Annotated in this window: 22 protein-coding genes and 1 riboswitch; of the genes, 6 read left to right on the top strand and 16 right to left on the bottom strand. The window is 44.2% G+C overall.

Annotated elements, in window-relative coordinates:
* The first annotated feature begins 65 nt into the window (after positions 1-65).
* The 4 genes from B1A98_RS15380 (at position 66) to xerS (ending at position 2632) form a co-directional block, all read left to right on the top strand.
* Positions 66-461, top strand: coding sequence for a sporulation protein (locus B1A98_RS15380; RefSeq protein ID WP_052475203.1), 396 nt, complete (start codon positions 66-68; stop codon positions 459-461).
* Between the two features lie 179 nt (positions 462-640).
* Complete coding sequence (gene mntA, locus B1A98_RS15385; RefSeq protein WP_041098742.1) at positions 641-1048, top strand: type VII toxin-antitoxin system MntA family adenylyltransferase antitoxin; 408 nt, start codon at positions 641-643, stop codon at positions 1046-1048.
* On the top strand, positions 1038-1448 hold the full coding sequence (gene hepT, locus B1A98_RS15390; RefSeq protein ID WP_041098740.1) for a type VII toxin-antitoxin system HepT family RNase toxin: 411 nt from the start codon (positions 1038-1040) through the stop codon (positions 1446-1448). The genes mntA and hepT overlap by 11 nt, the downstream gene beginning before the upstream one ends.
* 62 nt (positions 1449-1510) lie before the next feature.
* Positions 1511-2632 (top strand): tyrosine recombinase XerS, encoded by a 1122-nt coding sequence (xerS, locus tag B1A98_RS15395; protein WP_041098738.1) that lies wholly within the window; start codon positions 1511-1513, stop codon positions 2630-2632.
* A 136-nt stretch (positions 2633-2768) separates the two neighbouring features.
* Here the strand turns inward: xerS and B1A98_RS15400 are convergent, their stop codons facing one another.
* From B1A98_RS15400 to B1A98_RS15435, 8 genes are all read right to left on the bottom strand, one after another.
* Positions 2769-3872: a glycerol dehydrogenase gene (locus B1A98_RS15400; RefSeq protein WP_041098737.1), complete on the bottom strand. Its 1104-nt coding sequence runs from the start codon at positions 3870-3872 to the stop codon at positions 2769-2771.
* Positions 3873-4119: 247 nt separating this feature from the next.
* Positions 4120-4683, bottom strand: coding sequence for a hypothetical protein (locus B1A98_RS15405; protein WP_125474396.1), 564 nt, complete (start codon positions 4681-4683; stop codon positions 4120-4122).
* 25 nt (positions 4684-4708) lie between these two features.
* A riboswitch (cyclic di-GMP riboswitch) is annotated at positions 4709-4793 on the bottom strand.
* A 285-nt stretch (positions 4794-5078) separates the two neighbouring features.
* Positions 5079-6185 carry a mandelate racemase/muconate lactonizing enzyme family protein gene (locus tag B1A98_RS15410; RefSeq protein ID WP_041114111.1) on the bottom strand — a complete coding sequence of 369 codons (1107 nt, stop codon included), beginning with the start codon at positions 6183-6185 and terminating at the stop codon, positions 5079-5081.
* Positions 6186-6235: 50 nt separating this feature from the next.
* A complete protein-coding gene (locus B1A98_RS15415; RefSeq protein WP_041114172.1) occupies positions 6236-7369 on the bottom strand; it encodes a M20 metallopeptidase family protein in 1134 nt (377 codons plus the stop codon).
* 34 nt (positions 7370-7403) lie between these two features.
* Positions 7404-8819: a YfcC family protein gene (locus tag B1A98_RS15420; protein ID WP_041114110.1), complete on the bottom strand. Its 1416-nt coding sequence runs from the start codon at positions 8817-8819 to the stop codon at positions 7404-7406.
* Positions 8820-9083: 264 nt separating this feature from the next.
* A complete protein-coding gene (locus B1A98_RS15425) occupies positions 9084-10016 on the bottom strand; it encodes a LysR family transcriptional regulator (protein ID WP_223664079.1) in 933 nt (310 codons plus the stop codon).
* A 118-nt stretch (positions 10017-10134) separates the two neighbouring features.
* Entirely contained in the window at positions 10135-10632 is a 498-nt protein-coding gene (locus B1A98_RS15430; protein ID WP_052477356.1) for a GNAT family N-acetyltransferase, read from the bottom strand.
* Between the two features lie 210 nt (positions 10633-10842).
* Complete coding sequence (locus B1A98_RS15435; RefSeq protein ID WP_052477355.1) at positions 10843-11799, bottom strand: ABC transporter substrate-binding protein; 957 nt, start codon at positions 11797-11799, stop codon at positions 10843-10845.
* 139 nt (positions 11800-11938) lie between these two features.
* Here B1A98_RS15435 and B1A98_RS15440 point away from each other — a divergent pair, with 139 nt between their 5' ends.
* Positions 11939-12928 (top strand): FecCD family ABC transporter permease, encoded by a 990-nt coding sequence (locus B1A98_RS15440; protein ID WP_223664081.1) that lies wholly within the window; start codon positions 11939-11941, stop codon positions 12926-12928.
* 2 nt (positions 12929-12930) lie between these two features.
* Positions 12931-13968 carry a FecCD family ABC transporter permease gene (locus tag B1A98_RS15445; protein ID WP_041114109.1) on the top strand — a complete coding sequence of 346 codons (1038 nt, stop codon included), beginning with the start codon at positions 12931-12933 and terminating at the stop codon, positions 13966-13968.
* A 165-nt stretch (positions 13969-14133) separates the two neighbouring features.
* On the opposite strand, the gene B1A98_RS15450 is transcribed toward B1A98_RS15445, so the two are convergent.
* From B1A98_RS15450 to B1A98_RS15485, 8 genes are all read right to left on the bottom strand, one after another.
* Positions 14134-15000 (bottom strand): hypothetical protein, encoded by an 867-nt coding sequence (locus tag B1A98_RS15450; RefSeq protein WP_041114108.1) that lies wholly within the window; start codon positions 14998-15000, stop codon positions 14134-14136.
* Between the two features lie 121 nt (positions 15001-15121).
* Complete coding sequence (locus B1A98_RS15455; protein WP_041098720.1) at positions 15122-15688, bottom strand: DUF2812 domain-containing protein; 567 nt, start codon at positions 15686-15688, stop codon at positions 15122-15124.
* On the bottom strand, positions 15675-15992 hold the full coding sequence (locus B1A98_RS15460; RefSeq protein WP_014663320.1) for a PadR family transcriptional regulator: 318 nt from the start codon (positions 15990-15992) through the stop codon (positions 15675-15677). The genes B1A98_RS15455 and B1A98_RS15460 overlap by 14 nt, the downstream gene beginning before the upstream one ends.
* Before the next feature lie 345 nt (positions 15993-16337).
* A complete protein-coding gene (locus tag B1A98_RS15465; protein WP_041098717.1) occupies positions 16338-17105 on the bottom strand; it encodes a ParB N-terminal domain-containing protein in 768 nt (255 codons plus the stop codon).
* Positions 17102-18979 (bottom strand): IucA/IucC family protein, encoded by a 1878-nt coding sequence (locus B1A98_RS15470; RefSeq protein ID WP_063386177.1) that lies wholly within the window; start codon positions 18977-18979, stop codon positions 17102-17104. The genes B1A98_RS15465 and B1A98_RS15470 overlap by 4 nt, the downstream gene beginning before the upstream one ends.
* Before the next feature lie 40 nt (positions 18980-19019).
* Positions 19020-20261, bottom strand: coding sequence for a type III PLP-dependent enzyme (locus B1A98_RS15475; protein WP_052475198.1), 1242 nt, complete (start codon positions 20259-20261; stop codon positions 19020-19022).
* A 19-nt stretch (positions 20262-20280) separates the two neighbouring features.
* Complete coding sequence (locus B1A98_RS15480; RefSeq protein ID WP_041114107.1) at positions 20281-22086, bottom strand: IucA/IucC family protein; 1806 nt, start codon at positions 22084-22086, stop codon at positions 20281-20283.
* Positions 22074-23936, bottom strand: coding sequence for an IucA/IucC family protein (locus B1A98_RS15485; RefSeq protein ID WP_052477353.1), 1863 nt, complete (start codon positions 23934-23936; stop codon positions 22074-22076). The genes B1A98_RS15480 and B1A98_RS15485 overlap by 13 nt, the downstream gene beginning before the upstream one ends.
* Between the last annotated feature and the right edge of the window lie 10 nt (positions 23937-23946).

Raw genomic sequence — 23946 nt, forward strand, 5'->3', positions numbered from 1 at the left:
AACTCCCGTATAGACAAGGGAGCGTCAAACCAATAAGGGAATGAAAATGGAGAGGAGCTTCACTGGTGAGTAAAAGATTGTTGTCTCGCTTAGGAATAGGGTCAGCAAAAGTAGACTTAATTTTAGAAAAACAAGAGTATTCGCCTGGCGAAAAGGTGACGGGTCATTTCTTATTAATCGGCGGGATCATCGAGCAGGATGTGAAAAGGATTGATTGCCACTTAATGGTATTAGACAAAAAAAACGGTTCGGAGTCTATTCTGGACTCGCTGACCATTTTAAGTTCAAGATCTATCCGTCCTAAAGAAGTAGAAAAAATTGATTTTAAGTTTCGGCTTCCTGAGAATCTAGAAATGTCCTCATCGGCGCGTTCCTACCAGTTTAAAACGAAGCTTCATTTTGACGCGGGAGTAGCGAATAAAGATCAAGATATTATTCATGTCGCTGCCCAAAATATTTAAAACGATCAGTCTAACTGATAAATGAGAGGGACAACAATCGTATGAGCATTGTAGGGCCCTCTAAAACTATATCTTCAACTATGCGTAAAATGCTTGTTTTACGAATTATCATTCTTTTTTATGTTATGATACTATATAAGTGAAACAATCTAACGATTCTACTGATTGGAGTGAAGAATGTGACCATTGAAGATGCTGAAAAATTGATAACAGACTTTCTTGTTGATCGTGTAGCTCCATCTGTCATTTATTTATTTGGTTCTCGAGTAGCTGGTCGGGCACGTAGCAACAGTGACTATGATATCGCTTATTTAAGCGACAAGCACCTCAGCAACTATGAGCGGTTCATGCTGGCACAGGAATTGGCAGCCATCTTAAACAGGGACGTAGATCTTGTTGATTTAAAACAAGCCTCAACAGTTTTCCAAACAGAGATCATAGAAACAGGAAAGGTCCTATATGGAGATCATTCAACAGACAAAGCCCTGTTTGAAATGCGGGCGCTGAAAAATTATGCCATTCTGAATGAGGAAAGACGCGTTATATTGGAAAATATTTCAGAAAGAGGTCAAATCTATGAAGAGTGACGTCATTTTAAATAAAATCGGCACCATTGAACGCTGTGTCAAGAGAATAAACGAAGAATATGCTAATCATCCGGACAATCTGGAAAATTACACGAAGCAGGATTCAATCGTTTTGAATATCCAGAGGGCTTGTGAAGCCAGCATAGACATTGCTATGCATGCAGTAGCTGAAAAGAAGCTGGGGATTCCGCAGACAAGCCGTGATGCCTTCGAATTATTGGCTAAGAACAAGGTAATTACCGAGGACCTTTCATTTAAGATGAAAGCGATGGTCGGTTTTCGGAATATTGCTGTTCATGACTATCAAGACATTAATCTGGATATTGTCAAGGCCATTATTGAAAAGCATTTACAGGATTATAAGGATTTCACTAAACAAATTCTTGCCTTTCAAGGATAACTTTCAATTATTTCGTAAAAATTGTATTTTACGCATAATTGAAAACGTAAAGGAGATTTCTCATGGCTACATCCAGACAGCATCAAATTCATGAGCAACGGCTTCATAAAATGGTGAAAACCATGCCCTTCTACGTGGAAGAGTTTATTGATGATAAGCTTGATCATCGCTCTCCTTCTACTCTGCTCAATTACTTGCACGACTATAAGCTGTTCTTTGAATGGCTGATTGCGGAAGGAATTGTTGATTGCCGGGAAATCAAGGATATTCCTCTTTCCGCATTAGAGACGCTAAGGCTGGAGTCAGCCCAAAGTTTTTTCAAATACATTCAACGGCGGGAAATACCCGTGGGCAAGACAGAAACGAAAAAGCCTGAAAAAGTCTCTATTAACAGGAAAATATCTGCCCTCCGCTCCCTCTTTCATTATTTGACAGCCCAGACGGAAAACGAAGACGGCGAGCCTTATTTCTACCGGAATGTCATGCAAAAGGTTGAAATTCATAAGGTGAAGGAAACGCTGGGAGCCAGGGCCAACAAAATCTCGGCCAAAATCCTCCATGACGATGATGACTTGCTGCTGGTTGAGTATATCAAGCAGCAATACATTCATGAAATGCCCGAAAATTCCCGCCAGCGCACTTATTTTCTTCGCGATCAGGAAAGAGATGTAAGCATTCTTTCGCTTTTTCTCGGTTCAGGAATCCGAGTAAATGAGCTGGTAAACCTTCGAATCAAGGATTTAGACTTTCGCGAGAACCTGATCCATGTCGTCAGAAAAGGAGGAAAGAAAGATACGGTAGCTGTAGTTCCCGGGGCAATGGAGGATTTGAAGGGCTATATGCGTATCCGAAACGAGCGCTATCATGCAGATGATGACGATAACGGCTTTGTTTTCTTAGCCAAACGCCAAGGCAAAGGAGAGCCTCTTTCTGTCCGGGCTGTTCAGCTCCTGGTCAAGAAGTATACGAAAGCTTTTACAAAAAACAAATCGCTGGCTCCTCATAAGCTCCGCCACACGTATGCGACAAAGTTAATGGAAGAGACAAATGATATTCATTTGTTAATGAGGCAGCTTGGGCACACATCTACTACGACAGCCGCCCTTTATTCTAACCCGGAGCAGGAAAAAGCCAAACAGGCCGCCCGCCTGCTTGATAACAGGCGAAGCAAGAACACAGATTGAGAAAAAAGCTGTTCTCCCCCTGATGAAAGCGTTCATTGAAATAGCAAGCGACCGGTTAGGATGACAACCGTTAAAACTTTAAAAAGGGCGCTTTCCTTATCTAAAGGAAAGCGCCCCATTCAATATTTATAATAGGTTAATCCTGATAATATTCTGCTAATGCGTTTGCAGCGACGATGGCTTGATAGACATCCGCAGGCGTGACTGGGTGCGGCATATTCCCCATCGTGTCTCCTTCAGCACATGCAAGTTCTGCTACTTTGCGCCATTCTTCTTCTCTGAATTCATCCAGACCCAGGTCTTTTAATGTTAAAGGCAGCCCAACTTCTTTAATAAAGTGGATGACTGTTTCTATTTCTTCTTTTGGTGCATCTTCTAAAACAAGCTGCGTTAATAAACCAAACACCACTTTTTCACCGTGTTGTGCATGGTGGAGCGATGGAACTGCAGTCATTCCATTATGAATAGCGTGTGCAGCAGCTAAGCCGCCAGCTTCAGCGCCAACACCGCTTAAGTAAATAGTGGCTTCAATTGTATTTTCAACAGCGGGCGTAGATACTCCGTTATCAACGGCAATTTTAGCTTGAAGGCCGTACTCCAGTATCGTGTCATAGCACATTTTTGCTAAGCCTAATCCAGAAAGAGACGGTTTCAAATTAACCAGGTTGTCCCCGTTTTTGCGGTAACATGCCCGTGCTTCGAAATAAGTAGCAAGCGCATCACCGATGCCAGCTACGAAGAAACGGGTCGGCGCCGCTGCTAAAATGGCGGTATCCGCTAATACAACGTCCGGATTGGACGGTAAAAATAAGTAGCGGTCAAATGAACCATCTGTATTGTAAATAACAGAAAGGGCTGTACACGGTGCGTCTGTTGAAGCGATTGTCGGGAAAATGACTACGGGCAAATGCTCGTAGTAGGCAGCTGCTTTCGCCGTATCTAATGTTTTTCCGCCGCCGATGCCGACGATTACATTTGCGCCAGAGCTTCTCACTGCTTCCCGGTGCCGGTCAATTTCTTCCTGGGTAATTTCTAAATTAAACTTAGCAAATTCACTCTTATGCCCTGCCTCTTCAAAGGATTGGCTGGCTTCTTGACTGGCGCGCTCAAGAATGAATTCATCACAAATGACATAAGCGTGGTCCCCGTATGTTTTTGTATATGTACATAATTCCTTCAACAGGTGCTGCCCTACGATAAATTTCTTGGGGGATGTAATAGACTTTACTGATTTTGACATTTAAAACAATCTCCTTTAGTTGGATTTTTCAGCTTATTATTTGCTGTAAACAATTTAATTATAGCTAATTTAGCGCCGATTTGCTTCTAAATTGCCTGTCAAATGTCACGATGAAGGTCTATGTTTTGGGTATATATACCTGTTTTTCATTTCGCTTTAATGAAAAATCATATATTTTTGCTCTTTCCGCACTAATAAACAAAAAAGAGGCTGCACGGGGCAGCCTCTTTTTTGTTATACATCGATATTATGAAACCTTTGTTTCTTCTGGTGCAGGAGTTTTATCTTCTTCTTTAGGAGTTTCTGTTTTTAGTGCTGTTGCTTGCTCGACAAGTGATTTTAAGCGTTTGATCTCGTCGTTAGCCAATTTTTGCAGCTCTTGAGATTTCGCTGTTAACGCTTCATAATCAGCCTTATTCTTTTTATCTTTTTTCTTAGATGCAGCGATTTGTTTGTCGATCGCGCGTAATTTATTGATTTCAGCTTTTAGTTTTCCAGCATAGCTGTTGTACTTTTTATTTGCAATTGCTTTTGTTAATGCAGCCTCAGCTTGTCCTTCTTGGTTCACGCCAAAGTCAGCATTTATCGCTTTTGTGATTTTGTTAATTGCTGCTTCAGAAGCGTTTAAGCGCTTTTCAATGGCTTTTCCTTGCTGTGATTTAATTACCGCTTTTTTCTTTTGCTCTTTTTTCTTCACTGCTTGTGTTTTTGCCTTCTCTGGCTCCTGAGCACTTACTAAAGAAACCGATGATGTAACTAGCGTAAACGCCAATAAACTTGCTGCTGCTTTTGAATACCAATTCTTTTTCATTCCCATACTTCCTCCTCAATTGGGTAACGGTAGCTGGCTAGCCTGGATCGCGATCTGTAGCCCCTATAGCTTTGTGACATCAGGTTTCCCTGACTGTACCACGGCTTCATCATACAACAAAATTTTTAGCGGAAAAAGCAGTTTTTATCAAATTTTGAAGTTTTAACATATGTATAATTTGCGTAATATTTAAGGGATGATTGCCCTTTTTCTAAGATATTCCGCTATAGAGATTTTACGGTAATAAAAGGAGTATTTATCCTTGGGAAAGATCTCTTTCTGCTTATCTTTAGAAAATTCCAATAAAAAAGCCGGCAGCCAGTATACGTTTAATCGGTTCACTGGCTGCCGGCTTTTTATTTCTATAGATAAAATATGTCTCTGTTTGTAAGAAATTATTGAATATAACAAGAAAAACGTGTAATACTTTTGAGATATTCCTCGTCTACTTCCAAGCCCAGGCCTGGCGCATCGCTAAGTTGAATCACGTCCCCGTCGTAAGTTACAGCGGCAACGTCCCGTGAAAACATGAGCGGTCCCACCATTTCATTGGTTTCAATGATGGATCTGCTCATAGCCAGGTGCGCACCAGCCATGGTGCCGATGGCTGATTCCACCATGGACCCGACTTGGCAAGGCATTTCTGCCGCTTCAGCTAAATTGGCTAAGGCTAGAGCCGGATAGATTCCGCCCGATTTCATCAATTTGATGTTCAGCATATCCGCCGCCCGCATGCCGATGACATTCACTAAGTCTTGAATATTATGAACCCCTTCGTCCACCATCACTTTCTGCGGGGAAACCGCCCGAATTTCTTTAAGAGATCTTAAATCATGGGCCTTTACCGGCTGCTCGTACCAATCCACATTGCAGTCAGCTGTTTCACGAATCACTTTTAGTGTATCAATTCTGTTCCATCCTTGGTTGGCGTCCACGCGAAGCTGAGTCACCTCGCCAATGGCTTGTCTTACAGCTTGAATCCGCTGAATATCCATCGTCGCATTTGTGCCTACTTTAATCTTAATGTTTCGGAACCCTGCTTCCACATAACGTTGGGCGTCCGCTGCCATTTCCTCGGGTTCTTTAATGCTAATGACTTGAGGAACTTGCAATTCTTCGTGCGCTTTTCCGCCAATTAACTGATAAACCGGCTGCCCGGTGATTTTTCCCATTAAATCGTACAAGGCGATGTCCAGCGCTGCTTTGGCTGAAGGAACACCGTCGATTTTGCCGTTAAACTTTTTGTGAATGCGGTCAATGGCAAAGGGGCTTTCATTAATAAGCAGCGGAGCCAGTTCGTGCTGGATAACCTGATAGGTGCTTTCCCATGTTTCCCCTGTCACATTTTGGTCAGGCACTGCTTCTCCCCAGCCGATTACTCCCTCGTCTGTTTCGAGTTTGGTAATAATGGTCGGCATATCATCTAGTTGAACATATGAAATAATAAAAGGTTCCTTCAGCAGCAAGCGTGCCGCAAACACTTCCACTTTTTTAATCTTCATGAGCTTTTCCGTCCTTCCGCTTACAGCTCCTCATCAAGAGGAGTTGTTGATCACTGGTAATGCTTAATAATTTCAATAAATAATTGAATGGCATCAGGAAATACCTCTTCATCAAGGTCGAATCTTGGATGGTGATGCGGGTAGCGGCTTTTTTCGCCGCCGATGCCTACGAAGATAAAGGCACCCGGTCTTTCTTGTAAATAAAAAGAAAAATCTTCGCCGCCCATGACAGGGTCGATTGCCTCGAATGTTTCCCTGCCGAATTGTTCGGCGATGATGGACTCGACAAATCGGGCTTGCCCCGGATCATTGATGACAGGCGGTGTGCCAAGAATAAATTCCACTGTTCCTTTGGCGCCAAACGCCTGGCAAATTCCCTCTGTTAAGTTCACCATATTTGTTTGAATCGTATGGATCGCCTCGGGTGTCAGCGCCCGGATTGTCCCGATTAATTTGGCAGTGTCCGGGATAATGTTATAATTCGTTCCTGCTTGAATTTGCCCCACGGTAATTACTCCTGCATCAATCGGATTTAAGCGCCGGCTAATGATGCTTTGAAAGGATTGAATTACATGGGTAGCAATATAAATAGGATCAATCGTTTCGTGTGGCATCGATCCGTGGCCGCCGGAGCCTTGAATGGTTATCTCAAAATCGTCAATAGAAGCCATCATCGGACCGTTTGTTAAGCCGATTTTTCCTTTTTCAAGCCCTTGCCATAAATGAATGCCGAAGATGGCATCTACTCTCTCTAAAACGCCTTGTTGAATCAGGCGATCGGCTCCGCTGGGGGTCATTTCTTCGGATGACTGGAAAATCAGCATAACGTTTGGCTTGATTTGATTACTTTTTCTGGATAGCCATTCAGCAACGGCTAATAGGATCGCGGTATGGCCATCATGGCCGCATACGTGAGCGACCCCTGGTTTTTTGGAGATATAAGGCTTGTCGCCTTCTTCCATAATCGGAAGAGCATCGATGTCTGCCCGCAAGGCAATCGTCTTCGCTCCTTCTGTTCCTTTAATAAAGGCTACTATACTGGGAGGCTCATAATCCAATAGTTCAATATTTAATTCTTCTAATCTGGTGCGGATAAACCGGCTCGTTTCATGCTCTTCTCCAGAAAGCTCGGGATATTGATGAAGATAGCGCCGGTCTTCAATCGCTTGTTTCGTTAAATCCATGATCTCTTTTGTTTCCACGAGTAACTCCCCTTTTTTAAAATGGTCCGTATTGAATCAACTGAGCAATCACAAGAGCAACCACCGCAACGGTTACTTGAATGAGCATAAATGGAAAAATCCACTTTATCCACTTGCCCCATGGAATGCCTGCAATGGAGAGACCGGCCATCAGAAATCCTACGGTTGGGAAAATGATATTCGACATGCCATCCCCAAACTGATAGGCAAGAACAGCGGTTTGCCGTGTGACACCAATCATGTCAGATAGCGGAGCCATAATAGGCATCGTTAAGGCGGCTTGGCCACTTCCAGACGGGACTAAAAAGTTTAAAAACAATTGAAAGATAAACATTCCGACAGCATTCAATGCAGGAGGAATGACATCCAGTAATCGAGCTGTATGGTACAAGATGGTATCAATCAGGCCGGCATCATTAAAAATGACCAGAATGGATTGGGCCAGCCCGATAATTAAGGCGCCGCCAATCAAATCCCCCGCTCCCCGAATAAACGAATTGGCAATGTGAGACGGAGCCAGCTTTCCGACAAGACCCATAATAATTCCAAATAACAAGAACAGACCGGCGATTTCAGTGATATACCATCCTAATTTCATCACCCCGTACATGAGCACGATGAAGTTAAGGAGGAAGGTTACCATTACAAGCTTATGTCTCATGCTCATTTTTATATTGGCACCGGCGAGCGCCTCCTTGTTTCCCGGCTGAAAGTTGCCGTAGAAGCCAAGAGACGGGTTATCCTTCACTTTGCTTGCATAGCGATACACATACAGGACGGCTGCCAAGTATAAGACGACAAAGATGACAACGCGAAAGATAATTCCTGAAAACATTGGCAGCTCAGCGATTTCTTGGGCAATCCCTACTGTAAACGGATTCATTACAGCAGAAGAGAAACCGACAGAGGCACCAAGAATAACGATGGCAAATCCCGTCATCGCATCAAAACCTAAAGCGACGGCAAGCGGCACCAATATTCCAACATATACAATCGTTTCATCAGACATTCCCATTAAGGAACCGGCACAGGCAAAGAAGAGCATTAATACAGGGATGATTAATTTTTCCCTATTGACCATTTTCACCGAAAGCATAGATATAAAAGAATCTAATGCACCAGTGGCTGATAGAATGCCGAAGGTGCCGCCAACAATGAGTACGAAGAAAATAATACTCGATCCTTGCATCATGCCAGAGTGGACACTGCTAAAGATATCTAAAAACCCGATAGGATGTTCATCTGCGTATTGGAAGGTGCCAGGTTGAATAACACTGCGTCCATTGACTTCCTCTCTTTGAAATTCGCCTGCAGGAATGATATAAGTTAAAACGGATGATAACACAATCAGGCAAAATATTAAGACATATACATTGATTCCTTTTGGCTCTTTCGTACTTCTCATATCGACTTTAGTCTCTAATTTACTCATCTTTCATCCCCCTTTAATAAAGGCCTAGCATTATGAACTTTTCTTCTGTTTCAACATTCTGTTCAATCGATGTTTCTTTTCCCTCCTTTTGCTTCCTCCCGTTTTTTTTTTGAAAGTTCCGTCTTATTCACATTGTAATGGATCGAAAATCAAATAAAAAATTGCGATTTCAAATAGTTACTATTAGTAAATTTGCATATAAAAAGGCGACTGTTGCCTATTAGGCAACGTCGCCTTCAGAAAAAGCAGAGAAGCCAAGCCTATTTAAATGGTGCTCCACATATCTGTGACCAAATCAATGAACGTATTTACATTGCTAAAGCCTTTCAGGTTTTCAGGATAAACTACGTATGTAGGCAATCTTTTGGGGAAGCGGTAAAGCACATGCAGGCTGCCCTCGCTCACTTCCTTTTGGATGATGCGGTCGCTTAATAAAGCAATGCCGACTTCTCCCAGAACAGCCCGTTTGATGGCCTCCTCGCTGCCAAACTCAACAATGGTTTTGGGTGCACACCGAATTTCGCGCAGACAGCCTTGAATAATGCTGTCCATCCCATAGGTAATAAACGGATAGTCATCAAATATTTCCTGAATCGGCCGGTGATCGACAATGAGCGGGCTGCCCACGAGAACTAAATCCTCTTCATCAATCAAAACCTCCTCAATGCCCGGCCGGCTTTGCTTTCCTGCCACAAAGCCGACATCAGCCTTGTTGGAGCTGACCAGATTCATCGTTTCTTTGCTGTTAAAGCAGAGAAGCTTAATGTTTACTTGAGGGTAAAGCTTAATGAAAGGTCCTAAAATATGAGACAAATAATATCCGCAGTAAAATTCGGGGGCGGCAATCGTTAAGTGCCCAAACGGCCTTTCGAACTTTTTTAAATCAAGCTCCATTTCGTCTATCACCTGGAAAAGCGTATCCGTATGTTCTTTCAGCAGTTTCCCGATCTGAGAAAGAAATATCTTCTTCCCCACTCTGTTGAATAAGGTGTGCCCTAACTCTTCCTCCAGCGCTTTAATCTGCTGACTAATTGTCGGCTGGCTATAATTCAGAATTTGAGCGGCTTTGGTGAAGTTCAAATAAGTAGAAACTACATGAAATGTTTTTAAATTGCGCAAATCCATCGATCCACACCCTTTCTCAGAATCGAGCAGCTGTCTATTATCGTGCGTCTTTTCTGTTAATTGGAATACCATTATACCGAAAAAGCCCCGCTGCGTCAGATGGAGTTATTTTCCTTAGTCTGCCCTTGGAGGGATTGCGCTCAATAAAAAGACTTCATTGAAAAATGAAGTCTTTTGTCTGGGTATATAGTCATTGTATAGAAGGTGTGCTTTCTTTGCTACCTTCCTGCAGAAATTTCTCCATTTCATTGTTCTTTTTTATAAAACCCATTTTCGCATAAAGCGGTTCGCCGGCTTCGGTTGCGTGCAGCCATATTCGTTTGACGCCCCTTTGCTTGCTTTCCTCTATACAGCATTCAAGCAGTTTGCCCGCCAAGCCCTTTCCGCGATATTCAGGAAGAGTATACATATTCAGAATATAGGCTTCCAGTCCTTGAGGATTTTCCGGATAAGGAGGTCTTTTAAACAATGCCATTCCGCTTATACTGGCCGGTTTTTCATCTATTTCAGCTATATAGGAAATAAATTCACGATTTGAAAGAGCATGTTGCAAATACTCTCTGGTCGAAGCGGCCAAAAGCTGTTCTTCCTCCGAGGAATGTAATTCGCCCACTTCTTTTAACAAAGCCAGCCGCAGGTCTATGATCGCATCTATTTGCTCAAATGAGGCTTTCAAGCAACGGAACATAAAAAAACACCCTCTTGTATTCATAGTAGTTTCTATCATTAATACGATACAGAGGATGTTTTTTCCTTGCTCATTTCAGTAGGCCGCACTCATTTTTCGTTTGAAGGCGGTTATTAACTATAAAAGAATCTTTATTTATTTATTAAAACCAATCTTCTTTTCTTCTTTGTTTGTTAGAAACCTTTTACTCTTTGACGGTTGCTGCTTGTATTACTGATTTTTCAATAGGTAGTTAGAGAGGTCATCCATGATATGGTTGGCCGCTTGAACTCCCAGGCCGCTTAGCCAGGTTTCGTCATTGACTTGATATACTTTCTTTTCCTTTACAGCTGTTAGCTCATTCCACGCAGGATTCTTCATAACCTTTGTGTTTAACAGGTTTTCTTTATCGCGTGTGAACCAGAAAATGACGTCGCCTTCCATGTCATCAATCTGTTCCTCTGTTAATTGGACGGAAAACTCATTCTTATTCTGTGCCGGCGGCCGCGGCAAGCCGGCATCCTGAATGACTGCCCCGCTAAAAGAATCTTTTAAATAGGCGGCTACATGATCGGTCCGTGCCCGCAAAATAGAGATTTTTGAATGAGCAGCGTTTTCGCCCATTTTCTGTTTAAAATCATCCAGGCGCTGTTGGTAATCGCCTAATATTTTTTCGCCTTCTTCTGTTTTTCCAAGTGCCTCTGCTTGCAGTTTTAAATTTTCTTTCCATGTGACGCCTAGCTCCTCAACAAAAACTGTTGGGGCAATTTTCGAAAGCTTGTCATAAATCGCTTCATGAGTGTCCTTGCTTCCTAGAATTAAGTCGGGCTTCAGCGACGCAATCGCTTCTAAATTAGGCTGGTCAACCGTACCGATATTTTTGATTCCCGCTGCCTGGTCTTTAAGATAAGACGGAAACGGCTCATCAATAAAAACTGTAGCGGCTCCGACCGGCTTTACATCTAAAGCCAGTACGTTATCAAGAGTTCCATTATCGAGCACTATCACCTTATCCGGCTGATCAGTAACCTTCGTTTCGCCCATTGCATGTTTCACTACCCGCTCCTTCGCTGCTTGTTTGCCTGATGATTTATCCTCAGCCTGTTGATCGCTGCTGCATGCTGCAAGGGCGAGTGCCAAGAAAATCGAGCAAATGAGCATAACAATGCGTTGGTGTTTGTTTGGCATTGACTATTTCCTCCTTCAAATGTAAAATCTTACTATGTAATAATTGATAATAATTATCATTATCAAATATAGAGGGTGGATCAAATATTGTCAATAACATTTTTGGTTAATTTTAGAATCTTTTCGGGTGGTGAATGAAGTGTACACGTTGGTATCTAAGAGGCCTGGTGTGTGGCTGATTCTGGCCTTTGTGGCCATGCTTAGCTGTTTTGCGGCAAGCATTGCTTATGGAATATCTGAAATTTCGATACATACTGTCTGGTCTGCATTGACTGACTTTAACGGTTCAAAAGAGCATGTCATTATTCGAACCGTTCGTCTTCCGCGGGCTCTTATCGCTTTAGTAGTAGGAGCTTGTTTAGGGGCAGCAGGGGCTATTATGCAGGCATTGACAAGAAATCCTCTTGCTTCCCCTGATATCCTGGGGGTAAATCAAGGGGCGGCCCTGTTGATGGTTCTGTCGATTTTTTTTATGGACGATGGCTCCCTGATGTCCAGAACTTGGTTTGCGATGATAGGAGCAGCCCTCGCTGCTGTCCTTGTTTATGGGCTTAGTTCCATTGGCCACAGGGGATTGACCCCCTTAAAGTTGACGCTGGCCGGAGCTACGGTGGCTTTGCTGCTTTCTTCTATTACGCAAGGAATTCTCATCCTGCATGAACGCTCTTTAGATGAAATGCGTTTCTGGCTGGCCGGATCAGTGGCAGGGCGGGATATCCAGCTTTTTCTCCAGGCTGTGCCGTTTATGGTGATTGGCATCCTATTAGCCATTCTTCTAAGCAAGCAAATTAACCTGCTTAGTTTAGGAGATGATGTGGCGTATGGACTTGGCCAAAAAATTGTAACAGTAAAGCTTTTATCCCTTGCGGCTGTTGTTTTATTAACGGGAAGCGCGGTTTCTGTCGCGGGCCCTATTGGGTTTATCGGGCTAGCTGTTCCCCACATCGTCCGTTCGCTCATCGGGAGTGATTACCGCTGGGTTTTTCCTTATTCTGCCGTTTTAGGAGCGATCACCTTACTGGCTGCTGATATAGGCGCCCGCTTTTTTTATGAAGTCCCTATTGGCGTCATGACCGCGTTAATAGGCGCCCCTTTTTTCATCTTTCTGGCTAGAAGGAGTGTTCACTGAATATGGATTCCGCTAATACAATACCTATCAAAAGAAAAAAGTTTTCTTTGTCTTTGTCTAAAAAAACTTTATTCCTTCTTTTCTTTTTGACGGCTCTTAATGGGGCGGTGCTGATCGTCAGTGTCAGTGTCGGGGAATATCCGATTCCTCTCGTGGAAGTGGTTCAAACAATAGCAGGGACAGGCAGCGCCGAATACGATTTTATTGTGAATACACTGCGTCTTCCGCGCACGCTCGTTGCCTTCCTTGCTGGAGCGGGATTGGCCGTATCGGGTTTGATTCTTCAAGGCTTGACGAGAAATTCCTTGGCATCTCCTAGTGTGCTTGGACTGAATGCGGGTGCGAGCTTGGCCGCTGTCACTGTCATTGTGCTTCTTCCCGCTGTTTCTCTTTTTTGGCTGCCTTTCGCTGCCTTTTCAGGGGCTTTTCTGGCTGGTTCTTTTGCTTACTTTCTAGCATGGAAGCAAGGAAGCTCGCCCGTGCGCCTCATCCTGGTTGGAATCGGCATCTCTTCTATTGCCCAAGCGCTAGTGACCATTGTTATGACATTTGGGCGTATTCAATTAGTCGGACAAGCAGCCATTTGGATGACTGGCAGTGTGTATGGAAGAGGATGGGAGCATTTTTGGCCGCTATTTCTCTGGATTGGCCTGCTTATTCCGTTCACATGGCTGCAAGCACGGCACTTAAATATTTTTCAGCTGGGAGAGGACATAGCTAAAGGAGCCGGCGTGAAGGTAGAATGGCAGCGCGGCATCCTATTGCTGACAAGTGTCGCGCTTGCCGGAGTCTGCGTGGCTGCGGCCGGTACCATTAATTTTGTGGGGTTAATGGCACCTCATATGGCCCGCCGGCTGGCAGGAGCGTCTCATGCCTCTTTAGTGCCCCTATCTGCCTTGATTGGCGGTTTGCTTGTTATGAGTGCTGATTTAGTAGGGAGGGTCATTCTCGCGCCTATTGAAGTTCCTTGCGGGATCATTACAGCGGTTGTAGGGGCTCCGTATTTAATTTATCTTCTCTATAAAGGAGACAATAAGTAATTTAAAAAGCTAAGTGAGCATAACCCCGTCCTCGATTTAGGATGGGGTAAAAATATAGTAATAACATCGTTTCAAAATTTAAGGATGATTCCTCTTCGTTAAAGACGGGATCGCGGTGTCCCGGGAGCGTCGAAAACTCCCGGGACTCTTCCACCCATAAATCTATTATTCTGAGCTGTTTTTAAATGCTTTTTCCTTTGTCTTAAATTCTTCCTCTGTTACAGCATGAAAGATTAAAGGGCGGTCTGTCTCCCAAAATGACAGTTCAAATTGGGAGGCATCCCCGTGAAAATGCCCTGTTAGTTTAGTTTTCTTTCCATCAACCGTCGTGTAGAGCTGCAGCATGCTCCCGTCCGTTATTCCAACCGCCTCATATCTAGTTTCTGTGTAAGGTTTATTGTGATCACTTTTACGGGTCCTCATAAGAAGTGAACCTGACACATCTCCTTCACGTGTCCACTCGTCTATTGTGAGAAGCAACTGAAACGGTTCTTCCTTCTCAGAGTAAAGGTAACCGAAAGTACGATCTAGTTCGGAAAAAAAGGAATCTGCATGTTGATTGAAATACTGTTCTTCGTTATAGTCAGCCTCCTTTGCCTCGTCTTGAAAATCCTTTATCTCTTGATCAAATTCTCTGCGGTCAACCGCTCTGTACAATCTTTCATACTTTCCCTGCTTTTCCTTAATCAAAAGATTTTCTCCAGAAAACTCAACATCGACCTTCTCTGTTTTCCCTTTAAAGTCTAACTTGAATTCATAGCCTTCCTCAGTTTTTTTTCCGGTCAGGGGATACTTGGTTTCCTGAATAGAAGAGTCTTCTTCGACGACATCCAGTTGGTGAAGTGTTCCCTTTACCTTCCTGCTGGAGTTTGTTAGATCAAACCAATAAAAATCGCCATTTCCCCCCTTATATACAAATGCATAAGGAGTGTTGAGAGGCCCCTTTGGATGTAAGCTCGGCCACCATAGTAAAGCACTAATCAGCAGCCCGCCGACTAGCACGGCTAAGCCTAAATATTTGAATGTATTCACTTTGCTCCCCCCTATGATTCACAAACAGGACCCTTGGCAGGAAAACGCTGCATCTTGTGCTTCCAGTCGATAAGCTTACTTTTTGGGATGAAAAAAAGTTTACACTTAACTCCCTAGCATATTATTTTTCTTTTAACATTGAATACTTTCGATAAGCTTTATAGAAACTGCTGCCAAATAAAACAACCAGAAGCATGGGAGACAACTTCAAAAGGACAAATGGAGTTTCAAATAAAAATGCCTTCCAAAACAATGACCCATTCATGCTCCAAAGACCTTCATGGTATAATTCCGAATCCTTGTAAAGCATGTAAGAATAAGCTGCGAACAGCATACCCAGCCAAAATGGATACCCCATTAATCTTTTATAATAATTCCCCCTTGATTGGCGATCCGAGAAGATTTCATTTTGATCATCTCCTTCTTTTTGCCAATACCGTATTCCACTAAGCCAGGGTCCCTTTATATAGCTCCAACTGAAATCCTCATATATTCCTTTGTATTCAGCTAACTTTTTCCTAGGTAAATAATCTTGATAATCCAGTCGCATCACATATCTCTTGTCAGTTTTTTCGAAAGTGTATGTTCCTAATCCACTAATATTTGTACAACGATAGCCTTTTTGTAATTGCTCGTTCAGCCATTGCTCTTCTTTTTCAATATCAAAAAACATCTTAAATTTCTTCATTCGATTCACTTCCTTCGTATAAGGATAAAATATGCAACAACCTGTTTTGTTCCATTTTCAAAATGGCGCTTCCTTCTTCAGTTATCATATAAACTTTTCTCCGGCCTGACTCTCCAACAGGTTCAATCCAACCGTGCTTATTCAAGTTTTCAATCGCGCCGTATAATGTACCCGCTGCTAAAATAACAGTACCATTACTTATCTTTTCTATTTTCTGCATGACGGCATAGCCATGAAGTGGCTCACGCAGAGCTAATAAAATATAATGCATGGTTTCAGACAATGGCAGTAATTTATGCTTCATTTCCTTCCCCTCTATTCAGTTCGACTATATAGTTCAACTTAATAATAACATAATGCAGTTCAACTGAATAGTCAACAGCATGTTCAAAATTAGTCAAAGGAACTTAAAGTGAAAAGCTTGAGAACAAGGGAAAATCAATTTGAAAAGTCGCTTTCCTTATATAAGGAAAGCGACTTTTGTGCAGACTGATTCTATTAAATTAAAGGGCCCGATTGCGGAATAAAACGAATTTCATGTTTTAACAACTTCACTATCTCTGTACAGCCGCCTGGAATGGAAATCAGCAGGTCGCATCCGCGATCTGAGAGGAAACCCTTTACTGGTTTCCGTTTTTTTAGCCAGGATTCAGGCTTCACAAAGATAAATGCTTTCGGAATATAGCCGGATAGAGCTTGCCCGCCGGGAAAGATAAGACTCCCACTCTTCGGAATCAAACATAGGATCGGCCAGCCAATGAAGAGGAATTTTTAAATTCAACAGACGGCCGTTGATCTTAAAACGGGTGACTCCGGCGGGCATTGTTTTCCCTGCTAATACCACTTCTTCAAGCTCCGCCATGGTATAGACAGGAGAAGTGACGCGCACCTGCCCTTTTTCTAAAGCGGCACTGCTGTTCTGCGCTACCCGTGTAACTGCCCCATGCCGACTATAGGAATCCACAATTTGATGCCAAATTTCCAGCCGTTGCCACCAATGGGCCTTATCGTTTCGAGGAGCTAAGCAATACGTGCTCCCATCATCTGCTGTGATTGTAACGATAGCCGGCTGATCATGAGAACGGACGTCCTCATATACATGACCTTGTTGCTTTAAAGCCGAAAGCCATGGACCGGCAGAGACAATATGATCCCAAGCCTCAAGCATAATATCCTCCGCTCTGGCCAACTGAACGGGAATCCTTTTGCACCCCATTCGCTGTAGAGCCCCTGTCCGGTGTGCGCCGTCTAAGATTAGGTAACGCCCGTCGCGCATCTGCATGGCAATGGGCGGGTGACAAAGTTCTCCTGACTGCTGAATCGCCTTGCATGTTTTGTCCAGGCGCTGCGGTTCGTGGTCTTCATGCAGGCAAATGGCATCTATGTTGATTATTTGTAAAGAAGATAAAATGTTCATGATTGATCGATCCCTGCTTCCTTTGATTGATTTTGGGCCGCCTTTTGCCGAAAAGCATATAAAGGATTTTGAACTGGCTGCGATCTGGTCCCCTCCTCGGCAAATAATCTTCTTTTAGTTAATTGCTCCACCTCCATTGTTTCTGAAAATAAATTAAAGACAGCAAAACGTTCCTCCAAGCCGGGAAATTGGGATTGATAGTCAGAAATAATCTCCGCTATCAACGCCCAAAAGTCCTCTTCTGGCCAGCTGTAATGTTTCTCTAAAAAGAAGGCCAGTTCACCCAGATTAATAAAGAAGAAGGCGTCCTGGAAAAAGTCTTTAACGGCCGTTGGATCCCTTAGCTCGATAAAAGAATTCCTGTTTAGGCGGGGGTGATTTCCAGGAGGCAGCACGATATTCGGACAGCGATCAGGATCGCGCAAATAGTCTCTTGAAAACCGGAGGCCATCATGGAAATCCTTTAAAGCAATCCGGGAGGGCCTTCCTTCTTGCTGAATCAGTATCATGTTCTGTGCGTGTGACTCCATGGCAACACCATGTTTATATAGAAGGTGGATCAAGGGCACAATTGATACTTGGAGCAGATCTTTTAACCAGCAGCTGATGCCAAGCTCACGGACCCACGGATCAATGAAAGGCTTTCCGTTGATGTCAACAGTGGCCAGTGCATTAAACGGCAGCGCCTCTTCACCAGGTTCAAGGTACGAATGCAAGCTTTCTCGCCAGATAGCCCCCAAGGTTCCGTACACTTGGGTCTCTATTGGATCGGGCAGGCTTTGGTGATCATATGTGACGCCAAGAATCTCCTTGAGAAGGATGAGGCGGCATGTCTCTTTTAAATAAGAATCACTTTCCAAAATCTCTCCGAGCCAATCAGATAATCTGGCGGCATTTAGAATCGTATGCTGGGCCAAGATTCTTCCTGTTGAAGTATTTGTGATGCTGAGCGGCAGCTTGATATAAGCCTTCTTTGGAAAAGAATAATTGGCCAAGGTGCGGATAGATTGCTGCGGCCGGTAAAGGTCTTCTCCCTCGCCTAAATAAATCAGCCGCCCATCGCTAAACGGCTCAATAAACCCTGTTGAAACTTGCTCCCGCCATTGCCAAGGATGAATAGGAATGAAAGTATACTCTTCTGTGCTCCTCCCTTTTTGAGTTAAAAGAGAGACAAAACGCTTGAAGGTTTTTTCACCGAGCTCCTCCTGCAAAAACGCAGCATGATCCAGCTGTTTTGCAGCAGAAATCTTTGCTTCTTCCTTTTTCACAGCGACCCAAACAGGCTGAATGACTGGCTTAAATTCTGGACCGTACGTGCAATTGTCAGCAAGGTCAAAGCCGATTCGCGACTTGTAGCATGGATGATAAGGGTGTCCATCCATGATGTCCCCCTCTAGTTCATCGTAGTCCGGTTTTTGTAGTGCCGGCTGCTGCCCGCGGCAGAACTGGGCAAACGCATCTTTTAGAAGGGTTTGATTGATTTCTTCTATAAATAACGACAACATCGGGCTGTCGTTATTCATCAAACGGGAGGTCTCCAGTAAGAATGCGGTTAATGAATGAGCCTCCTCCTCTTTATTTTGTGCGATCCGTTTCACCGGCTCGCTAGTTAGCCGGATACGTCCAAAACTGCCTGGATGTTTTCCTTGGCATTGATAATAGACAGCGTTTCCTGCTTCATCCATTCCTTGCAGCACATAGGTGCGCTCATTTTCACTCGTGATCGTTACTTCTGGCTCCATAATTCCCTCAAAAAGGAGTGATTCAATCAATTGGCGGAAAATCCGTCTTCGGACTTGGCTGAATGATTCGGATTGCAGTACACCATCATACTCCGGAAAAGGCTGTCCGTGCTGGATCTCATTACCGTTCATAAAAACACCTCGTTCTTGTCGTTTATTCATTACAGCTGCTTTATTCATTGAATGCGATCAGCTCCTTTTTCAATCCGGCAGCCGTTTCGTCTAAAGTTCCGATATAGAAGTGGTCGGGGTGCGGATGGCTGAGAAAATCATGATGCGAGATAGCCCACCCATAGGCTCCCGTGTAGCGAAAGAGAACAATGTCCCCGATGCGGACGCGAGCAACCCGGCAGTCCTTTGCCAGTACATCTTTTGGGGTGCATAATTGTCCAGCTATGGTGATTTCGCTATCTGTCAGCTCTATGCGGGCAAACGGATTATTCCACTGGTCCATATGTATAATTTCAAAAGGATGGCTATGCTGCCAAGAAACAGGCAGACGGAAGTGGTGCGTCCCGCCTTTGATAATGACATAGTTTTTTCCGTGATTTTGTTTTATATCCAGCACCTCTGCTGCATAATAACCGCATCCGGCTGTTAAGTAACGGCCACATTCAAAAATAATGTCTATATCCCCCAGTTGATGAGAAGCAAGGACCGGCTTCAATTGATCAATAAATAATTCCCAATTAAACTGCTGGTCGAGCTGCTGATAATTGACCCCGATGCCTCCGCCGGCATTGAGATAAGAAATAGTCAGGTTAAATTCCTCGACCCATTCTTTGACTTTCTGACAATAGTTCTTCACAAGCTGGGCATGCTGGAAGGCATCCAGATTATTAGATAATGAGTGTAAGTGAAACCCTTCTAAACGTACACCCTCTAAAGCGACTGCCAGCTTGATCGCTTCGCCGATATTGCGTTCATCAATGCCAAACTGAGTGGGCCTTCCCCCCATCGCTAAAGTCGCTTCAGGAAGCGGAGAGTGTAAATTCACGCGCAGAAGAATCGGAAGGATGGCTCCCTTTTGTTTGGCAATATAACTAGCCCGCCGCAGCTCATGCAGACTCTCCACATGCAGCAGGCTGATTTTTTGCTCGATCGCTTCGTGAATTTCTTCATCTGTTTTGCCTGGGCCTCCAAACAGAATGGGAATATCTGCTGAAATAGCGCGGACTTTACGTATCTCACCAATGGATGCTACTTCAAATCCATGAACAATCGATGAAAGGGCTTGGAGAATAGGTGTGTCCGAGTTAGCCTTGATAGCGTAGAACATCCGGCACTTTTCGGGAAGAGAGCTCACCCGATGCTGAACGTGGCGTGTTAAAGCACGCATATCATATAAAAAAGCGCAAAAAGCTTTGTCATCATCTAGTTTGGCTTGTTGAATGTACTCATGAATGGATGTCATGAAGAACCCCCCTTTTATATTAACTAGTACCTAACGGATTGCTTACCTGATGAACCCGGATTTCGGTATCAGGATACAGCCGCCGCTTCGTTAATTGTTCTACCTGTACAGTTGGTGCAAATAAATTAAACAACTGATATCTCTCAGCCAGTTGAGGGAATCGCTGTTGATGCGTTTCCAATACTGTTCGTACAAGAGCCCAAAATTTGCGCTCGTCGTATCCAAAATGATCAGCCATAAAAATCGCTAATTCCCCTATGTTGATGAAGAAAAGAGCATCATGCATAAAATCCCGCACAGCTGCTATATCATCTGTTTCGAGAAAGGAATTTCGGTTGACCCGCGCATGGTAATCCGGTGTCTGCTGCAGGCAGGGAGCTTTTTGGGGATGCATCAGATGCTTTTTGGAAAAGCGGATGCCGTCATGAAAATCCTTTAAAGCTACACGCCTAGGCATCCCCTTCTCATGGATCAAAATCATATTTTGAGCATGAGTTTCAAGGGCGACCCCATGGGCATACAGAAAATGAACAACCGGCAGAATACTTGCTTCGAATAAGCGGCGCAGCCAGCTTTCCGCTCCATATTCAGTCACCCACTCTTGAATGAACGGCCTGCCATCCGCATCCAATGCTGATAGCGCGCTGAATGGCACGGCTTCTTCCCCCGGCTCCAAAAGTGAATGGACACTCTCCCGCCAAATACAGCTTAATACCCCGTATGTCGATGAACGGGCGGATGCTGACAAGGAAGGCGGATCATAGCATATCCCTATTGTCTCGCCAAGCAATGCAACACGCGCCTCTTTTAGTAAGAATTCATCCTCTTCCACCATTTCTTTGAGCCAATCTGAAATGACAGCTGCATTTTGTACGGTGTGGGGAGCCAGTATCCGGCCTGTAGATGTATTCACTAAGCTCATGGCCAGTTTTAAATAACACTTTGCAGGTGAAGTCATATTGGCTAATGTGCGAATAGACTGTTGTGATCGATAATAATCACCCGATGTACCGAGAAAAATAACGCGTTTTTCCCGCAGGTCTTTCAAAAAGGAAGTGGTGATGATGTTGTTCCACTGCCAAGGATGGACAGGCAAAAAAACATACTCCTCAGCAGACACCCCCATCTCCCGGAGTCTTGCTTCAAAGGCAGAAAGCCGGCCAGCACCCAGCTCTTCTAGCAAAAAATCCCGGTAAGATTGACGTGCTGAAATAGATTGCTTGATTTCACTTTTATGAGCAGCAACCCATAAAGGCTGAATGGCCTGCTTAAATTCGGGTCCATAGCGCCAGTTGTCCTCAAAGCTAAATCCGATCCTCGATTTGTAGCTTGGGTGGTAGGTATGCCCGTCCATCACCTCGCTTTCCCACTCGTCGTATTCAGCATTCCGTACATGGATGTTCCTGTGCTGCCGTGTATATTGGGCATGCGTATCATGAAACAGGGTTCTTTCTAATTCATTTGCAAAAGCGGCGATCTTATCTTCATCCGCTTGGAGGCTGTATTGAATATCCAAAAGAAATTGGGACAATGACTGCGCTTCGGTTCGTTGTCTGTCTGATCGTCTTTCCACAGGTGTATCACTTAGCCGGATTCGCCCGAATGTAAATCGTTGAACACCGCGGCATCTGTATTGAACCGGTCGGCCCTTTTGATCTTTTCCATTGATAAGGAAGACTTGTCCGTCTTGATCGGTCTCTATGTCAGGAAAGATGACTCCTTCATATATCAATGATTCGATCAATTGCCTAAATATTCTTCTTCGAACTTGGATATATTGATCAGATTGAATGGCCTCCGCCAATGTTACAGTCAGATCTTCCATGGTAAAATGTCCTCCTCTCGTTTCCTTAAAAGGTTCGGGACTGGAACATAGAGAGGCTTTTCCCCTCTTTTTTGAAAATAACTGATTAAATTGGCCTTGGCCGGCAAATGCTCCTCCTCAAGAAGACTTCGTAAGTAAGGCAGGCCTCTGTCTTGATCGAATAAGCCCGAAGACTGAAGGAATTCGCCGACTATTTTCCAGAGCTTTCGTTCATCCGCCCCTCCATAAAAGGCGAGTGTATGAAGCAGATGACCGAAATGATTGACGAGCACGTAATACTTCAATCGGTGCCAGGCTTCGGCATCCGGATATAAAGCAGCGCTATGCGGATCGATTATTCCATCAAAATAGCCCAGCTCTGCCGCCCGCTCCTGGCTGATGCTGACTCCCTCAAGATCTCTTACATAAAAGTGAACAGGCCAGCCATCCTGTAATGTCACCATGGAATTTTGGACATGGGCTTCTAGGCTGATTCCGTATTCTGCAAACAAGTACATTAATGGCCGCAGCGCTATCTCCAAGTAACGTTCAAGCCATGTTGTTAGTAAATCAGAGGAAAGGGCTTTTTCCCCATCGTTTACAGCGGATCGTATAGCTTGCATTAATGGGGGCTCCGGCTCATTCATTGGCTTTTCCAATAGGCCGGCGACAACGAACGGCGTACTTTCCGCAAAAGGCTGAACTGCAGGATTTTGCCGGAAGATCACGGCGAAGCTTTCAGCGATCTTCAGCTGATCCGGCTCATTCACTGCCGGGATATTTAAGGTTCTATAGCCTTCTTCAGCAAGGACTGTAAAATGATCATAAGGAAGCTGCTCTGATACTTTCTTCAACAACCGACTGGCATCTACCGTGCGTTTTAACTGTTCCGGCGGATTCACTCTGACGAAATTTGTAATACGGACATTCAGCGGGAGCTTAAAAAAATAACCGTGTGCTGGGTCCCATACGGTCCGTACAGAGGAAGTAGGGTAAACCGGATTTGCCAGCGGGCCTAAATCTACTAACTTTCCGGCCTTTACTAATTCCTGAACCTCGGTCCAGCCTTTTACGTACTGAGCTTGCCAGGGATGACATGGCAATAACCGATAATGCTGCTGTGTTTCGCCCAGTTTCTGCCGGGCTTCTTTCAGTACTTGTTCCGGCAGCAGCATCTCCTCTGTTTCATCTGCTTCTTCCTCCACTAAGCCCGGCTCTGCAGCAAAATAATGCAAGGCGAAAGAAGCGGACATCTCCGGTGCGTAGCGGGCCAGGTCATCAGCAGAAAATCCTTGTGAACTTTTAGGAGCAGGATGAAACGGATGGCCGGACAGTAAAGCTTGTTCCGCCGCGGCAAATTTCTTTTCCCCTTCTGCCTTCCAAAATGGGAGACTGTTCAGCTGATGCCGCATATAGACTTCTGTTTTCTGCAAAGAATTCTCGATATGGGCAAGTATCTCGCTCACTCTATTTTGTCTATCCAGTTCATCAGGCAGGTCGTGAGAAAGTTCCAGTAATACAATTTCAGCCAGATCATGAAGCCGTTCAATCTTTCGAATGCTTGATTTATCCATTTCTTCAAGCCAAAAAGACTCTCCGTAGCGATGATGGCCAAAAGGTGAAAGATAAAGGACTGTTCCCGCGATTGCAGCTTTGGCTCTTGGAAGCACTATACGCATAGGTTCTTCATCAGAGTGGCTGTCTTTAAAGACAGCGGAAAACTGCGGCAGGCTATCTAAAGAATGGATTCTTGGGTCTGTCATTCCGGTTTCACGCAAGTAGGTGTTTAACAGACGCTCAATAGCTGAACGCTGAGCGGCATTCCGAATGGTGTGAACAGACGTCTTGCTGTTGATCTGCATAGAGTGCATGTTGTTTTCC

It is taken from the genome of Pseudobacillus badius (assembly GCF_002189605.1).
GTDB lineage: Bacteria > Bacillota > Bacilli > Bacillales > Domibacillaceae > Pseudobacillus > Pseudobacillus badius.

What these genes read in the sequence shown, in the direction of transcription:
- B1A98_RS15400 (WP_041098737.1), bottom strand. Translation starts at nt 3,872, where the DNA reads ATGTCAAAATCAGTAAAGTCTATTACATCCCCCAAGAAATTTATCGTA.
- B1A98_RS15420 (WP_041114110.1), bottom strand. Translation starts at nt 8,819, where the DNA reads ATGAGTAAATTAGAGACTAAAGTCGATATGAGAAGTACGAAAGAGCCA.
- B1A98_RS15430 (WP_052477356.1), bottom strand. Translation starts at nt 10,632, where the DNA reads ATGTTCCGTTGCTTGAAAGCCTCATTTGAGCAAATAGATGCGATCATA.
- B1A98_RS15435 (WP_052477355.1), bottom strand. Translation starts at nt 11,799, where the DNA reads ATGCCAAACAAACACCAACGCATTGTTATGCTCATTTGCTCGATTTTC.
- B1A98_RS15480 (WP_041114107.1), bottom strand. Translation starts at nt 22,086, where the DNA reads ATGGAAGATCTGACTGTAACATTGGCGGAGGCCATTCAATCTGATCAA.
- B1A98_RS15465 (WP_041098717.1), bottom strand. Translation starts at nt 17,105, where the DNA reads ATGAACATTTTATCTTCTTTACAAATAATCAACATAGATGCCATTTGC.
- B1A98_RS15445 (WP_041114109.1), top strand. Translation starts at nt 12,931, where the DNA reads ATGGATTCCGCTAATACAATACCTATCAAAAGAAAAAAGTTTTCTTTG.
- B1A98_RS15475 (WP_052475198.1), bottom strand. Translation starts at nt 20,261, where the DNA reads ATGACATCCATTCATGAGTACATTCAACAAGCCAAACTAGATGATGAC.
- B1A98_RS15485 (WP_052477353.1), bottom strand. Translation starts at nt 23,936, where the DNA reads ATGCACTCTATGCAGATCAACAGCAAGACGTCTGTTCACACCATTCGG.
- B1A98_RS15470 (WP_063386177.1), bottom strand. Translation starts at nt 18,979, where the DNA reads ATGAACGGTAATGAGATCCAGCACGGACAGCCTTTTCCGGAGTATGAT.
- B1A98_RS15415 (WP_041114172.1), bottom strand. Translation starts at nt 7,369, where the DNA reads ATGGATTTAACGAAACAAGCGATTGAAGACCGGCGCTATCTTCATCAA.
- xerS (WP_041098738.1), top strand. Translation starts at nt 1,511, where the DNA reads ATGGCTACATCCAGACAGCATCAAATTCATGAGCAACGGCTTCATAAA.
- hepT (WP_041098740.1), top strand. Translation starts at nt 1,038, where the DNA reads ATGAAGAGTGACGTCATTTTAAATAAAATCGGCACCATTGAACGCTGT.
- B1A98_RS15425 (WP_223664079.1), bottom strand. Translation starts at nt 10,016, where the DNA reads ATGGTATTCCAATTAACAGAAAAGACGCACGATAATAGACAGCTGCTC.
- B1A98_RS15460 (WP_014663320.1), bottom strand. Translation starts at nt 15,992, where the DNA reads ATGAAGCATAAATTACTGCCATTGTCTGAAACCATGCATTATATTTTA.
- B1A98_RS15455 (WP_041098720.1), bottom strand. Translation starts at nt 15,688, where the DNA reads ATGAAGAAATTTAAGATGTTTTTTGATATTGAAAAAGAAGAGCAATGG.
- B1A98_RS15410 (WP_041114111.1), bottom strand. Translation starts at nt 6,185, where the DNA reads ATGAAGATTAAAAAAGTGGAAGTGTTTGCGGCACGCTTGCTGCTGAAG.
- B1A98_RS15405 (WP_125474396.1), bottom strand. Translation starts at nt 4,683, where the DNA reads ATGAAAAAGAATTGGTATTCAAAAGCAGCAGCAAGTTTATTGGCGTTT.